The 13,640-nt window shown below is 74.0% G+C and carries 12 protein-coding genes and 1 pseudogene; 5 read left to right on the forward strand and 8 right to left on the reverse strand.

The annotated features are described in order from the left end of the window. Positions 1-25 precede the first annotated feature (25 nt). Both ACYVPE_RS25005 and ACYVPE_RS25010 read right to left on the reverse strand, forming a co-directional pair. Complete coding sequence (locus tag ACYVPE_RS25005; protein ID WP_461035953.1) at positions 26-847, reverse strand: J domain-containing protein; 822 nt, start codon at positions 845-847, stop codon at positions 26-28. Between the two features lie 9 nt (positions 848-856). After that, on the reverse strand, positions 857-1,288 hold the full coding sequence (locus ACYVPE_RS25010; protein ID WP_461035954.1) for a winged helix-turn-helix transcriptional regulator: 432 nt from the start codon (positions 1,286-1,288) through the stop codon (positions 857-859). A gap of 133 nt (positions 1,289-1,421) precedes the next feature. On the opposite strand from ACYVPE_RS25010, the gene ACYVPE_RS25015 reads away from it, so the two are divergent. Further along, entirely contained in the window at positions 1,422-2,069 is a 648-nt protein-coding gene (locus ACYVPE_RS25015; RefSeq protein WP_461035955.1) for an FMN-dependent NADH-azoreductase, read from the forward strand. A 70-nt stretch (positions 2,070-2,139) separates the two neighbouring features. Here the strand turns inward: ACYVPE_RS25015 and ACYVPE_RS25020 are convergent. Both ACYVPE_RS25020 and ACYVPE_RS25025 read right to left on the reverse strand, forming a co-directional pair. Further along, positions 2,140-3,369: pseudogene (locus ACYVPE_RS25020) on the reverse strand (NAD(P)-binding domain-containing protein); the annotation flags it as partial. Beyond that, on the reverse strand, positions 3,354-5,318 hold the full coding sequence (locus ACYVPE_RS25025) for a carboxylate--amine ligase (protein ID WP_461035956.1): 1,965 nt from the start codon (positions 5,316-5,318) through the stop codon (positions 3,354-3,356). The gene ACYVPE_RS25025 and the pseudogene ACYVPE_RS25020, both read right to left, overlap by 16 nt. 162 nt (positions 5,319-5,480) lie before the next feature. Between ACYVPE_RS25025 and ACYVPE_RS25030 the strand changes: the two genes are divergently transcribed. Then, positions 5,481-6,434 carry a glycoside hydrolase family 26 protein gene (locus ACYVPE_RS25030; RefSeq protein WP_461035957.1) on the forward strand — a complete coding sequence of 318 codons (954 nt, stop codon included), beginning with the start codon at positions 5,481-5,483 and terminating at the stop codon, positions 6,432-6,434. On the opposite strand, the gene ACYVPE_RS25035 is transcribed toward ACYVPE_RS25030, so the two are convergent. Continuing rightward, positions 6,431-7,033: a CGNR zinc finger domain-containing protein gene (locus ACYVPE_RS25035; protein ID WP_461035958.1), complete on the reverse strand. Its 603-nt coding sequence runs from the start codon at positions 7,031-7,033 to the stop codon at positions 6,431-6,433. The genes ACYVPE_RS25030 and ACYVPE_RS25035 overlap by 4 nt on opposite strands. Positions 7,034-7,109: 76 nt before the next feature. Between ACYVPE_RS25035 and ACYVPE_RS25040 the strand changes: the two genes are divergently transcribed. Next, a complete protein-coding gene (locus tag ACYVPE_RS25040; protein WP_461035959.1) occupies positions 7,110-8,480 on the forward strand; it encodes a serine hydrolase domain-containing protein in 1,371 nt (456 codons plus the stop codon). A gap of 60 nt (positions 8,481-8,540) precedes the next feature. Here ACYVPE_RS25040 and ACYVPE_RS25045 read toward each other — a convergent pair whose 3' ends face one another. After that, positions 8,541-9,002, reverse strand: a complete 462-nt coding sequence (locus tag ACYVPE_RS25045; RefSeq protein WP_461035960.1) for a GNAT family N-acetyltransferase — start codon at positions 9,000-9,002, stop codon at positions 8,541-8,543. A gap of 227 nt (positions 9,003-9,229) precedes the next feature. Here ACYVPE_RS25045 and ACYVPE_RS25050 point away from each other — a divergent pair, with 227 nt between their 5' ends. Together ACYVPE_RS25050 and ACYVPE_RS25055 are read left to right on the forward strand one after the other, a co-directional pair. Then, on the forward strand, positions 9,230-10,594 hold the full coding sequence (locus tag ACYVPE_RS25050; RefSeq protein WP_461035961.1) for a globin domain-containing protein: 1,365 nt from the start codon (positions 9,230-9,232) through the stop codon (positions 10,592-10,594). Between the two features lie 186 nt (positions 10,595-10,780). Further along, positions 10,781-11,614 carry a pyridoxamine 5'-phosphate oxidase family protein gene (locus tag ACYVPE_RS25055; protein WP_461035962.1) on the forward strand — a complete coding sequence of 278 codons (834 nt, stop codon included), beginning with the start codon at positions 10,781-10,783 and terminating at the stop codon, positions 11,612-11,614. Positions 11,615-11,690: 76 nt separating this feature from the next. Here ACYVPE_RS25055 and ACYVPE_RS25060 read toward each other — a convergent pair whose 3' ends face one another. Together ACYVPE_RS25060 and ACYVPE_RS25065 are read right to left on the reverse strand one after the other, a co-directional pair. Further along, positions 11,691-12,221 (reverse strand): NUDIX domain-containing protein, encoded by a 531-nt coding sequence (locus ACYVPE_RS25060; RefSeq protein ID WP_461035963.1) that lies wholly within the window; start codon positions 12,219-12,221, stop codon positions 11,691-11,693. Between the two features lie 5 nt (positions 12,222-12,226). Then, positions 12,227-13,357: a cystathionine gamma-lyase gene (locus tag ACYVPE_RS25065; RefSeq protein ID WP_461035964.1), complete on the reverse strand. Its 1,131-nt coding sequence runs from the start codon at positions 13,355-13,357 to the stop codon at positions 12,227-12,229. Positions 13,358-13,640: the final 283 nt, after the last annotated feature.

The raw sequence follows: 13,640 nt of genomic DNA on the forward strand, positions 1-13,640 counted from the left end.
GGCCCGACAGGCCCTCGGCCCTGTCCTAGCCGGCGTCCTCGGCGCCCAGCCCGGCCAGCTCGGCCTCGCGCTCGGCGACCCGCCGCCGCAGGCCCTCGGCGATCTCCTCCAGCATGCCGTCCGGGTCGTCGCCCGCCATCCGCAGCATGGAGCCGACCGCGCTGTCCTCCAGCGCCGCCGCCGCGTCGGCCAGCAGGTCCTTGCGCTCGGCCAGCCACTCCAGGCGGGCGTACAGCTCGTCCTGCCGCTCCCACGCCGGCTCCTCGCCGCGCGGGCCGCGGTCCCACTCGTCGGCGAGGGAACGCAGCGCGTCCTCGTCACCCCTGGCGTACGCCTGGTTGACGCGGGAGACGAAGACGTCGCGCCGGTCGCGCTCGTTCTGGTCGACGGCCAGGTCGGGGTGGCACTTGCGGACCAGCTCGCGGTAGAGCTTGCGGGCCTCGTCCGACGGGCGGACCCGGGGCGGCTGTTGGACCGACTGCTGGGTGAGCATCGCGTACGCCTCGGGGCTGAAGCCGTCGCTGTCGAGCCAGCCGTGGAAGAGCTCCGCGATGCCCGGCATCGGCGCGACGGCGGCGCGCGCCTCGCGGGCGCGGCGCTCGTCCTCCGGATCGCCGGTACGGGCCGCGACGGCCTCGGCGATCAGCGCGTCCAGCTCCTCGAGCCGGGCGTAGTAGGGGCCGAGGCGCTGCTCGTGCAGGCGGGAGAAGTTCTCCACCTCGATCCGGAAGGTCTCCACCGCGATCTCGAACTCGATGAGCGCGGTCTCGGCGGCCCGGACGGCCACCTCGAGTCGTGCGGTCGCCGCCGCCTCTTCTTCCGCTTCGGTCGTCGTGTCATCCGCCACACGGACAGCCTAGGCCCTACCGCGCGCTGCCCCGGGATCGAGTTGCTCCTCGGTGGGGCAGTTCCTCGACTCCTCGGGGCCCAGGTACGTCTCGGCCCACGTGGTCAGTTCGAGCAGCGCCGGCCGCAGCTCCCGGCCGGCCCTGGTGAGCCGGTAGGTGACCCGCAGCGGCGGACCCTCCTTGACCTCGCGGTTCAGCAGGCCCATGCCGACGAGCTCGCTGAGGCGGTCGGAGAGCATCCGCTCGCTGATGCCGGGGACGGCGCGCCTGAGTTCGGCGAAGTGACCTGGGCCACTCATCAGTGAGGCGATCAGCACCCCCGTCCAGCGCTTGCCCAACAGGTTGAAGACCCGCTGCACCGCCGAATCCGGCTCGGTGCAGATCGATTCGCCGCCGTCCAGCCCGGTCCGTTCGTCCACTTCGCCCCGCGACTCCAGCATGTGTCCAGCCTACCCGAACATCGGTAGCTACTGCGGAAAAGTAAGTGACTGTGGTATGAGTAGTTACGTACTGCCTCGCAGTTCCTAACCAAGCTCGTCCCCGCTCGTCCCCACTCATCACCGGAGGAATCCCATGGCCACGCTCCTGCACATCGACTCGTCGATCAACGGCGACAACTCGGTCTCGCGAGCCGTCACCAAGTCCTTCCGCGAGGCGTGGGAGGAACAGCACCCAGAGGGCTCCGTGATCTACCGGGATCTCGCGGCCAACCCGCTGCCCCACCTGGACGGCCTCGCCTACCACACCCAGTACGTGCCGATCCCCGAGCGCACCCCCGAGCAGGTCGCCGCGTTCGCGCTGCGCGACGAGCTCGCCACCGAGCTGGAGTCCGCGGACGCCGTACTGCTCGGCGCGCCGCTGTACAACTACACGATCCCGTCCACCCTCAAGGCGTGGATCGACCACGTGATCATCATGGAGCGCACCGCCGGCGAGAACACCAGCATCGCCGGCCGGCCCGTCACCGTGGTCACCAGCCGCGGCGGCTCCTACCGCCCCGGCACGCCGATGGAGGGCAACGACTTCGCCCAGTCCTACCTGGAGTGGCTGTTGACCGGCGCGCTCAAGCTGGAGGCGACCTTCATCGTGCCCGAGCTGACCCTGGCGCCCGTGGTGCCGGCGATGGCGTCGCTGGTCGAGCTGTACGAGGAGTCGGTGGCCAAGGCGCACGGCGACGCGCGCGCCAAGGCCAAGGACCTCGCCACCCAGCTGGCGGCCTGAGCGACCCGTCTGCCGGCGCGGCGCGGGCGGCGAGGGCGGCGACCGGCTCAGTGCCGGCGGCCGCCCGCGCCGCCGGACGCGGCACGCGGACCGGGCGGCGCCGGCCGCCGAGCCGCTGCTGGACGCCGCGCACCAGGCGGGGCGCGGTGAACGACGCGCCGTGCACGAACCGCATCGAGGGACCGAACGACGGCGCCGACAGCAGGCCGGCGAAGAACAGTCCAGGACGCGAGGACTCGAAGCCGCCGCTCAACTCGGGCGCCCCCGTGCCGCGTACGGTGCGCAGCCCCTCGCGCAGCGCCGGGTCGAGGATGCCGAGCCTCCGGAGATCGGGGACGAAGCCGGTGGCGGCGATGACGTGCCCGGACTCCAGCACCTCGGTCCCGGCCCCCTCGGCGCTGAGCTCGACCCGGACGGTGCCGGCGTCCGTGGCCTCGGCCCGCAGCAGTTCGCGGCCGAGCCGCACCGACACCGCGCCCTCCAGCCGGTCCCGCAGCCACCAGGCGCCGGCCGGGCCGAGCGCGGTGGCCGCGATGTGCGCCCGGGCACCGGCCGGCAACCGGCGCACCGCGCCGGGCAGTTCCGACCACACCCACGTCGACCAGCCGGTGCCGAGCCCGCTGTGCGGGGCGCGCAACCGGGCCAACGGGCCGCGGCGCAGCGGCTGCGGCAGGGTGTTCCAGCGGACGCCGCCCGCCCGGGCCACGACGGTGGGCCTGGCGCCCTGCTCGGCCAGCAGCGCCGCCGTCTCCAACGCGGCTTGGCCGGCGCCGACGACGGTCACGTCGGTGTCCTTGAACCGCGTCAGATCGCGGTGGTCGCTGCTGTGCGAGGCCAGCCCGACGGGCAACTCGCGCAGCGGCTCGGGGAGATGGGCGAACGGCATCACGCCGACCGCCAGCACCACGGTCCTGGCCAGCAGCGCCGCGCCGTCCGCCGTCTCGACGCGGAACCCGTCGGGGCCGCCCGCGACGGACGTCACGGTGCGGTCCTCGACGGGCACCGGCAGCCGGTCGGCGAACCAGAGGCCGTAGCGGGTGAACGTGCCGATCGGCAGCGGATCGCCGTGCTCGGCCCGGAGCCCGCGGTCGGCGCAGTAGGCGGCGAGCGTGTCGCTGCCGACCGGCTCCGAGAGGTCGGAGGCCCACGGCTCGGACTTCAGGTACATGCCGTCGGGCATGTGGTCCCGCCAGGACGCCATCGGGCGCCCGAGCACCCGCAGATCAAGCCCGGCCGCCGCGGCATGCGCCGCCACCGACAGCCCGTAAGGACCGGCACCCACCACTACCAGGTCGTGCATCGTGCGTTCTCCTTCTCCACGGGCAGTTCGGTACATGTCGTCTGATCGCCATCCCGGCCCATCGGGCCGTGGCTCGCGCCCCCGGCCGGCGCGATGCCGGCTGCGCCGGCGGGCTTGGTGGCAAGGGGCCTCCGGCCCCCGAGGCCAGCCGATCCGGCGGAGCCGGCGGAGCCGGCGCCAGCCGAACCGTCGAGGACTCCGGTGCCGCAGGCGGTGCTCGTCGCGGGAGCCGCCCCGCCACCGCCCCTGCCGACATCGTCGGCACACACCTCGACGGGCAACGTCGAACCGGCGCAACCGCCGGCCTCGGCGGCGCTTGTCGCGCGGCCCCTCGGGCCGGCAGGGCCAACCGGCCGTGCCGGGCCCCCGGCGACGGCCCGCAACGACGGGTCGGCGCCACCCCCGACCGACTCCCGGTCAGCCGGCACGACGCCGTCGCTGGCCGGCGGGCCGGTCCCGGCACCGCCGGAAGCCGGAGCCGCACCGGCACCTGCCGCGCCGTCCGCCGGACCAGCCGGTCCGGCCTTGCCGGCCGGCCGTGTCGGGCCGGCGGCGCCGGCCCGAACAGCCGAGTCGGCTGCGCCGAAGAAACCGCACACGCGGGACTCCGCGCCGACCGGCACGGCGTCGGCTCCGGCTGGCGAGCCGGTGCGGACGCCCCCGGAGGCGGGACCCGTATCGGCGGAAACGCCGGCCGCGCCGGCGGCGGCACGGCTTCCGTGCCGGGATGCCCCGGCAAGGCGGGTCATGCCGCGACGCAGCACGTCGCGCCGCAGCCACTGGCGGGGGAGGGCCAGGAGTGGGGCCGGGTCGTCGGGGGCGGACCAGGCCCATTCGGTTTCGCGGCCGCCGGAGCCCGGCCAGTGGGCGCGGCGGGTGGCGAGGGAGGCCAGCAGGCCGTACTGCTCGACCACGAACATCCGCCCCGCCCGCGGCCGGGAGAGCGCGGTGGGGGAGCGGCCGGTGAGGTCGAGGTGCAGGGCGCGGATCACGTCCAGGCCCGTGGCGCGGTCGGTGAAGAGCCGGAACTGCGCGCCGGGGCGCGGGTTGAAGTCGAGCAGGTGGTGCGCGCCGGTGTGCGGGTCCCGCCGGAAGTCGAGGTCGAGGACGCCGTGGTAGCCGACGGCCGCGGCCAGTCGGCAGGACGGTTCGGCGACCGCCGGGTTCGGCAGCCAGCTGCCGACCGCCGTCAGGCCGGCCCTCGGCGGCCAGGACAGTTCCTTGTGGCCGGTGCCGGTGAGCAGCGGGCGGCCGCCGGCGGCGAAGCAGCCGTGGAAGAACCAGTCGGTGCCGGCCCCGCCGGCCGGCAGCAGCCGTTGCAGGAGCAGTTCGCTGCCCGCCGACCCGCTCAGCTGGTGGAGCCGCGCGGCCTCCGCCGCGCTCGTCACCACGGTGACGCTCCGCAGCCCGGCGCCCGGCGGCAGCAGCCACGGGCGGCTCCACTTGGCGACGACCGGCAGCCCGAGTTCGCGGGCCGCGGCGGCGGCCTCCGCCCCGGTGCCGGGGACGATGGTCGGCGGGTGCGGGATGTCCGACGCGGCGCAGAGCTCGGCAAGTCGGGCCTTGTCGGCGGCCCGCTCGGCGAGGCCGGCCGGGAGCCGGGGAAAGAGGAAGTGTCCGTCGAGCCGGTCGGCGAGACCGGCGATGGCCAGCGCGCCCGCGTCGTCCATCGGGATCAGCACCGCGGGCCGGCCGATCCTGGCGGCCGCCGCCAGCAGCGCGTCCGCGACGTCTTCGGCGGAGCGCGGGTCGCCGCGGAAGCGGTGCGCCGCGGCCAGGTAGCGGGACCGCGCCAACGGCACGGTGGGCGACTCGACGAAGGCGTGCGCCTCGACACCCGCCCGGCCAAGCGACCTGACCGCGCCCAGCGAACCGTGGTGGAACGGATTGCGGTCGAGCCGCAGCAGCAGCGCGGGCACCCGGGTGTCGAGCGCGACGGGCGGAGACATGGGAACCGTTCTTTCACGCACCCACGCGCGAATACCCCGGACGGGCAGTGAACATCTCTCGATCGGCCTAGGCGAAAGCCTTCTCCCGGCCCATTCGAGAGATCGTGTGCTTAATCTGATCCCTGGTCACCTCACCGGTTCCGCCGAAAGGAATTCCGCGCGATGCTTCTCGGACTGGCGGCCGCCGCCACCGGACTGCTGATGGCCGCCGGGCCGACGCAACCCGTTCCCGAGGATTCCTTCGGCGCCTTCGTCGGATCCGGCACCGAGGGAATCCAACGACTCGTCGATCTCCAGGACTGGCTCGGCGGCACCGAGGCACGGGTCGGCCACACCTACCTCCCCGGCGACGAATGGGTGAATATCGAGGGCCGCCCGGAATTCCTCCGCCCGTGGGCGGAATGGCGGCGCGCGGCCGACGACCGGCTGTTCGTGCTCAACGTGCCGATGGTGGAGCGCGACGAGGCGGGGCTGTCGGACCGCGAGGTCAGTCGGCTGCTGCGGGACGGCGCGCGCGGCCGGTTCGACGACCACTTCCGCACCCTGGCCGAGCGCCTGGTGGAGTTCGGGGTGCGGGACACGGTGCTGGTGCTCGGCTGGGAGATGAACGGCAGCACCTACCGCCACCGGTGCGCCCCGAATCCCGAGGCGTGGCGCGCGTACTGGCGGCGGATCGTCACCGTCATGCGGGAGGTGCCGGGTCAGGAATTCCGCTTCGACTTCGCGCCGAGCCGCGGCCGGGACGCCATCGGCTGGGACCGCTGCTATCCGGGGGACGACGTCGTCGACATCATCGGGATGGACTCCTACGACCAGCCGCCGGGCGAGGATTTCGACGAACAGATCAGCCAGCCGTACGGGCTCCAGGCGCACGTCGATTTCGCGAAGGAGCACGGAAAGCCGATCTCGTTCCCGGAATGGGGCCTCTTCAGGAACGGCGACAATCCGGAATACATGCGCCGCATGCTGGCGTGGATCGCGGAACAGCGGCCGATGTACCACACCATCAGCGACTACTGCCCGCACGGCGTCTGGCGGTGCGGCACCAACCCGCGGTCGGCCGAGGTGTTCAGGGCGGCGCTGACCGGCGCCGGCGCCGACTGGTGGTTCGGCTAGCCGGTCGTGGCGGCGCGCTGCCGCAGGTAGTGCCTGGCGGCCCTGGCCCGGTTGCCGCAGGACGGCTTGCACCACTCCTGGCGGCCATGGCCCTTGACGAAGTACCGGACGCAGCGCGGCGCGGTGCAGGCCCGCAGCCTGGCGCGCTGCGGGCCGGCGAGGAAGTCGACGGCGGCGCGGGCCAGCGCGGCGCAGAGCTCGGGCTCGGCGGCCGTGAACCGGGCGCGCGGCGCCTCGTCCCCCTCGGGCCAGTCGAGCCACGGCACCCCTGGGGCGCGGGCCGCGCGGTCGTTGAGCAGCGCGACGGCGTCCCCGGCGGCCAGCAGCCGGCCGGCGACGTCCGGACTCGCCGGCCCGGGGCGCACGGCGCGCGCGAACAGCGCGCGGACGGCCCGGCGCACCGCCACCACCTCGACCCGCAGCCGCTCGTCGGCGACCAGACCTGGCGCGTCGGCCACCCCCCACCCGGCCAGCGGCTCGGCCTGCGCCCGCAGCCAGCCGGCGAGGCCGGCCGGCGCCGCCAGGTCGTCCGCGACCCCGCCGCGGCCGTCGTGCCGGATGGTGGAGGCGAGCTCGAGCGCGAGATACCGCTGCTCCATCCGGCCAGGGTAGACCGGCCGGCCACGCCGGAAACGCGGTGGCGCCCGGGGCGTGCGACGGGTATCCGTGGGTCGCATGACCGGACACGAAGACGGATTGTCGGCACAGACGGCACGGGCGCTCGACCGGCGGCTCGCCACGGCGCAGGCCACGGGGCGCGCCCCCTCCATGGTGGCCGCCGTGGTGCGGGAGAACCGGGTGGTGTGGCGCGGCGCGCGCGGCGAACTGCCCCCGGGAGTACCGCCGGAGGACGTCCAGTACCGGATCGGCTCGATCACCAAGACCCTGACCGCCGTCCTCGTGCTCAGGCTCCGCGACGAGGGACTGCTCGACCTGGGCGACCTGCTCCGCGCCCACGTGGACACCCCGCACGGCGGCGACGCCACGATCGCCCAGCTCCTCGCCCACACCGGCGGCCTCGCCGCCGAGGCGCGCGGCCCCTGGTGGGAGCGCACGCCCGGCGAACTGCGCCCCGAGCTGGCCGACGTCTTCGGGGAACGCCCGCAGAGGCACCCGGTGGGCCGCCGCCACCACTACTCCAACCCCGGCTACGCGCTGCTCGGCGCCCTCGTCGAGCGGCTGCGCGGCCGGCCGTGGGCCGAGGCGCTGCGCGACGAGGTGCTGCGGCCGCTCGGCATGACCCGCACCGGAACCGACCCTGAGGAGCCGCACGCGCGCGGCTGGGCCGTGCACCCCTACGCCGACGTCCGGCAGCCGGAACCGACCGAGGACATCGGGCGGATGTCGCCGGCCGGGCAGCTCTGGTCGACCACGGCCGACCTGGCGCGGTTCGCCAGCTTCCTGTCACTCGGCGGCCGGGACGACGTGCTGGCCGAGGCGACGCTGGCCGAGATGCGGCGGCCCGCCGCGCCCCCGGAGCCCGAGGCCCCCGACGGCGGCTACGGCCTCGGCGTGCAGTTGCTGCGGCACGAAGGACGGCTGCTGATCGGGCACGGCGGCTCGATGCCCGGCTTCGTGGCGAGCGTCTGGGCCAGCCCCGAGGAGCGCCTCGCCGCGGTGGTGTTCGCCAACGTCACCAGCGGGGCGCCGACCGGCCTCCTCTGCACCGGGCTGATCGCCGAGGTGCTGGAACGCGAGCCCACCCTGCCGGAGCCGTGGCGGCCCGACCCGGAGCCGGACCCGGCGCTCGTCGCGCTCACCGGCCCCTGGTACTGGGGAACCTCCCCCTTCGAACTGCGGCTGCGGCCGGGGCGGGTGCTCTCCCTGACGCCCGCCGGCGGCGGCCCGGGGCGCGGCTCGGCGTTCCGGCCCGAGGCGGACGGCACCTGGACCGGCCTCGCCGGCTACTACGCGGGCGAGACGCTGCGGGTGGGGCACACGGCGGACGGCCGGGTCGACCACCTCGACGTCGGCAGCTTCGTGTTCACCAGGACGCCCTACGACCCGGCGGCGCCGGTGCCGGGCGGCACCCGCCCCTGGGAGTGAGTCCGGGGGGCCGGGGGAGGCCGGCGGTAGCGCCAGGACCCCGGCCCCGGTCCCGGCCTCTCAGAGCTCCATCTTGAACCCGAGGTGGGTCGCCTGGAAGCCGAGCCGCTCGTAGAAGCGGTGGGCCTCGAGCCGGGTCACGTCGGACGTCAGCTGCACCAGCGCGCAGCCGCGCGACCGGGCCTCCTCGATCGCCAGCTTCATCAGCTCGGTGCCGAGGCCGCCGCCGCGCGCGTCCGACCTGACCCGGACCGCCTCGATCAGCGCCCGCGACGCGCCCTGCCGGGAGAGGGTGTGCAGGACGGCGATGGTGAGCGTTCCCACGATGCCGGCGGCCGGATCATCGACGTCCTCCGCGACGAAAAGCAACTGGTTCGGGTCGGCGGCTATCCGCTCGAAAGCCGCCAGATAGGGGGCCTGATCGGCGGGATTCTCACGCCGCGCGCCAAGCGGGTCGTCCGCCAGCATCGCCACGATCTCGGGCACATCGGCGGAAGCGGCCTGCCGCATGGTGATATTCATGACCCCCAGTCTAAGAAACGGAGGAATGGCACGAACATCGCGTTTCCGCCGGGGGGTTGTGTCTCGTCCGTATAATGGTAGGGTCAGTCCCGCATCAGGGGGCGGCCAGAAGCCGCCCAGTTTATGAGATGCAGGGGCGCGATGGCCGGGTTTCCGGTTAACCACCCGCTCCGGGTGAGCAGGCTGACACGCTGTGCGACCGGGAGTTGATCGAGGCGAGGCAGGTCATGACCGCGATATCGGCCGACGATGGCGCTACCACCGCCGGATACGGCAGTGAGCCCGGACCGGGCCACGCCGCCGGGCAGGCGGCTTCGGCGCGCCACGGCCAGGGTGCGTACCAGAGCGGCTATCGGCCCGGACAATCAGGCGGACATCCGGCGGGCCATCCGACCGAGGAACAGTTCGCCGGGCAGATAGGGGCGGCGGCCGATCTGAAGCGCTTCCGGCCGGGAAATGGCCAACCCTCACCCGACGCGGCTGTGATTCGCCGCACACTCGCGGAGATCGAGCCGGTGGCCGACCAGGCCACCGCCTACTTCTACGCCCTGCTCTTCCTGCACAATCCGCAGTTGCGCGACATGTTCCCCGCCGCGATGGACGCCCAACGCGACCGGCTCTTCGGCGCGTTGCTGATCGCCGCGGAACACATCGACGACACCGTCACTTTGACGGACTACCTGTGCAACCTGGGGCGCGGGCACCGGAAATACGGCACCAGATCCGACCACTACCCACTCGTCGGCGAATGCCTGATGTCGTCGCTGGAGCGCTATGCGACGACCACCTGGGGCCCGGAGGCCGAGGCCGCCTGGGTGCGGGCCTACACGGCGATCTCGCAGATCATGATAGACGCCGCGGCGGAGGACGAACTGCGCGCGCCGCCCTGGTGGTTCGCCGAGATCGTCAGCCACGAGCGGCGCACCAGCGAGGTGGCGGTCGTCACCGTCAGGACCGACCAGCCCTACCCGTTCCGCGCCGGCCAGTACGCCAGCATCGAGACGCCGTGGTGGCCGCGCGTCTGGCGCTACTACTCCTTCGCCTCCTCGCCCCGCTCCGACGGGCTGCTGTCGTTCCACGTCAAGGCGGTGCCGGCCGGCTGGGTCTCGCGCTCGCTCGTGCACCGCGCCAGGCGCGGCGACGTCATCAAGCTCGGGCCGCCCGCCGGCTCGATGACGGTGGACCACAACTCCAGCCGCGGCCTGGTGTGCGTCGGCGGCAGCACCGGCATAGCGCCCATCAAGGCGCTCGTCCAGGACGTCGCCCAGCACGGGGTGCGCCGTCAGGTCGAGGTGTTCTTCGGCGCCAACCGCGACTCGGACCTCTACGACCTCGACTCCTTCCTGGAGTTGGAGCGCCGGCTGCCCTGGCTGTCCGTGCGACCGGTCGTCGCCCAGTACGCGACCCGCGGCTTTCCCGGGCAACTCCCCGAAGCCGTGCGGGAGTTCGGCCCATGGGGCGACTTCGACGGCTATCTCTCGGGGCCGCCGCAGATGATCAGGAAGAGCATGGACGCGCTGGTCTCCTCCGGCATCCCGGCAGAACGGATCAGACACGACTTCCTGGGAACTCTGGCCGCCTCCGGGAAGTAAGTGATTGAGTAGCGCGCAAAAATGACGTAGCGGGATTCAGGCATGTCAGACCAGACAGGACCAGCGGGACCGGAAGAACCACGGGGCACCCGGGGGCCAGGGGAAGCACAGGGACGACGCGCACGACGGGAACTGGGCAGCGGGACCGCACCGGCGTACCCCGCGCGGCGCCCCCTCCCGGTGCCGGTGCCCGCCCCCGCGGCCACCGTCCCGGCCCTGCCGCCACGCGCCGGGCGCCCCGGCAGCGACGGCGAACACGCGCTGCAACGCAGCCTCGGCAGCGAGGAACGGGCCGACCGGTTCTACGAGGACCAGGTGCTCGACCACCTCAACGACCGGATGCGGGAGTTCGTCGGCCGCCAGGAGATGTTCTTCCTCGCCACGGCGGACCGCCACGGCGAGTGCGACAACAGCTTCCGCGCCGGCCCGCCCGGCTTCCTGCGGGTGCTCGACGCCAAGTCCCTGGTCTACCCCGAGTACCGGGGGAACGGGGTGCACGCCTCGCTCGGCAACATCTCCGAGAACCCCCACGCCGGGCTGCTGCTCCTCGACTTCGAGCAGGCCAGGATCGGCCTGCACATCAACGGCCGCGCCCGGATCGTCCCGGACGCCGAGCTCCGCCTCCGCCACCCCGATCTGCCGACCGACACCGCCCCTGGCCGCCGCACCGAACTGTGGGTGCGGATCGACGTCGAGGAGGCGTACATCCACTGCGCCAAGCACATCCCCCGGCTGGTCAAGCCGCCCAAGGACGCCGAGCGGGCCTGGGGCACCGACGACCACAAGCGCAAGGGCGGCGACTTCTTCGGCGCCGCCAGGGACGCCCAGGTGCGCCGCGCCCAGGAGCTCAGCGGCCGGGCGACCCCGCCGGCGCTGCCCTCGGGGCAGCTCGCCCTGCCCCCCGCGCCGCCGCCCCCGCCGGACGCGGAGGCCTGGCGCGAGGAGGCCAGGCGCGCCCTGGAGCGGGCCGAGCAGGCGGGCGGCTTCGTCGGCGGCAACTGGTTCGGCAACCGAGGCTGAACCGACAGGGATCGGGTCGGTCGAGGTCGGGTCGGTCGGGGTCGGGTCGGCCGGGATCTGCTCAGACGAGACCGGGTCAGACGAGATCGGGGGCGAGCAGCGCGCGGACGCCCTCGATGTTCCCGAGCAGGAAGGCCCTGAGCGAAGCCGGCACCAGGTTCACCGAGGCCAGGCCCTCGGGGGTGAAAGGCAGCCGCACGATCTCGTAGGTGCCGCGCGGCTCCTCCACCTCGGGGCCGTGCCGCAGCGCCGGATCCATCGACGCCAGCCGGCAGACGAAGAAGTGCTGCACCTTGAGCCCCCGCGGGGTGTCCTCGCCGGGCTCGGGCACGTGCCGCACGGTGTCGACGAACGCCGGCACCACGTCGGTGACCTTGGCGCCCAACTCCTCGAGCACCTCGCGGTGCAGGGCCGAGACGACCGTCGCGTCCTCGGGCTCCACGCCGCCCCCCGGCGTGATCCAGTAGGGCTCCTGCCCCGGTCTGACGCGCTTGATCACGACCAGCGAGGGGGCGGCGACCTGGGGGCACCGCCCAGCGTTAGCTGGGGGATCATCGAACAGGATGGCGCGGGCGGTGCGTTTGACCACGGGTCGTGCTGGGGTCATGAAAGTCATGTGGCCCGCGAGCCGGCGGACGAAACGTCCAACGCCGCGTTCAGATCCGCGACCAGATCGGCCGCGTCCTCGACGCCGACGGACAGCCGGACGAACCCCTCGGGCACGTCGTCCCCGCCCCACCTGGCGCGACGCTCCGCCGTCGACCTGACCCCACCGAAGCTGGTGGCGTCGGAGACCAGCCGCAGCGCGCCGAGGAAACGGTCGGCGAACTCCCGGTCGGGCAGCGTGAAGGAGACCACACAGCCGAAGTAACGCATCTGCCGGGCCGCGACCGCGTGCCCCGGATCGTCGGGCAGCCCCGGGTACCGCACCGCGCTCACCTCGGGCCGCTCGCGCAGCGCGCGGGCCACGGCCAGCGCGTTGGCGTCCTGCCGCTCGACCCGCAGCTGGAGCGTGGCGATCCCGCGGTGCGCCAGCCACGCCTCCATCGGCCCGAGGATCGCCCCGCTCTCGGTACGCCAGGCGCGGACGGCGTCCAGCAGCTCGGGATCGCGGGCCGCGACATAGCCGAGCAGCACGTCGCCGTGCCCGTTCAGCGCCTTGGTGCCGCTGGCGATCGACAGATCGGCGCCGAGCGCGAGCGGCCGCTGGCCGAGCGGGGTCGCCAGGGTGTTGTCCACGACGAGCAGCGCGCCACGGGCGTGCGCGGCCTCGGCGAGACGCCGGATGTCACAGACGTCGAGCCCCGGGTTGGACGGCGTCTCCACCCACACCAGGCGGGTGTCGTCGTCGATCGCCGCGAGCTGCGCGTCGTCCCCGGTGGGGGCGGTCCGCACGGCGATCCCGAACCGTTGCAGCCGCTCGCGGACCCGCGGCAGCAGCTGGTAGCCGTCCGACGGCAGCACGGCCGTGTCGCCGGGCCGCAGCAGGCCGAACAGCACGGCGGTCGTGGCCGCCATCCCCGACGGGAACACGACCGCCCCGACGGCCTCCTCCAGCTCGGCGATCCCCGCCTCGAGCGCCGTCCAGCTGGGATTGCCCTGCCGGCCGTAGGCGTAGGTCGCGACGGCCGGGTCCCCCGGCAGATGAAAATGCGACGCGAACGTGGGCCCTGGCAGGGGCGCGGTATAAGCCTCACCCTCCGGCACGCCGGCGCGCACGGCGCGTGTTCCGTCTCCGGTCATTTCTCGACCACCTCCGCGGACGACTGTAAATCCACCTCGGCCGCGCGGGCGGGCCCTCCCCCACCGGCACACTCCGCGGGGGCCGGCGGGCGCTGCGCGTGTTTCCCCCACCCTCCCCCAGCTAACGCTGGGGGAGGTGCCCCCCCAAGCCGCCGAGCGGCGGGAGTTTCCCCACCCGCCCACCCCTTTCGGCGCTTCGCGCCGGGAGCGCGCCAGCGCTCCGCGCGGCGCGCCTGGCAGGGCCCGGGGCCCGGCGCGGAGCGCCCAGGCCCCGCGGCCCCCC

It is taken from the genome of Streptomyces mayteni (assembly GCF_054783955.1).

Coding starts and splice junctions, on each gene's coding strand:
- ACYVPE_RS25010 (WP_461035954.1), bottom strand. CDS start 1,288: ATGCTGGAGTCGCGGGGCGAAGTGGACGAACGGACCGGGCTGGACGGC.
- ACYVPE_RS25030 (WP_461035957.1), top strand. CDS start 5,481: ATGCTTCTCGGACTGGCGGCCGCCGCCACCGGACTGCTGATGGCCGCC.
- ACYVPE_RS25035 (WP_461035958.1), bottom strand. CDS start 7,033: ATGGAGCAGCGGTATCTCGCGCTCGAGCTCGCCTCCACCATCCGGCAC.
- ACYVPE_RS25040 (WP_461035959.1), top strand. CDS start 7,110: ATGACCGGACACGAAGACGGATTGTCGGCACAGACGGCACGGGCGCTC.
- ACYVPE_RS25060 (WP_461035963.1), bottom strand. CDS start 12,221: ATGACCCCAGCACGACCCGTGGTCAAACGCACCGCCCGCGCCATCCTG.
- ACYVPE_RS25050 (WP_461035961.1), top strand. CDS start 9,230: ATGACCGCGATATCGGCCGACGATGGCGCTACCACCGCCGGATACGGC.
- ACYVPE_RS25065 (WP_461035964.1), bottom strand. CDS start 13,357: ATGACCGGAGACGGAACACGCGCCGTGCGCGCCGGCGTGCCGGAGGGT.
- ACYVPE_RS25015 (WP_461035955.1), top strand. CDS start 1,422: ATGGCCACGCTCCTGCACATCGACTCGTCGATCAACGGCGACAACTCG.
- ACYVPE_RS25025 (WP_461035956.1), bottom strand. CDS start 5,318: ATGTCTCCGCCCGTCGCGCTCGACACCCGGGTGCCCGCGCTGCTGCTG.
- ACYVPE_RS25045 (WP_461035960.1), bottom strand. CDS start 9,002: ATGAATATCACCATGCGGCAGGCCGCTTCCGCCGATGTGCCCGAGATC.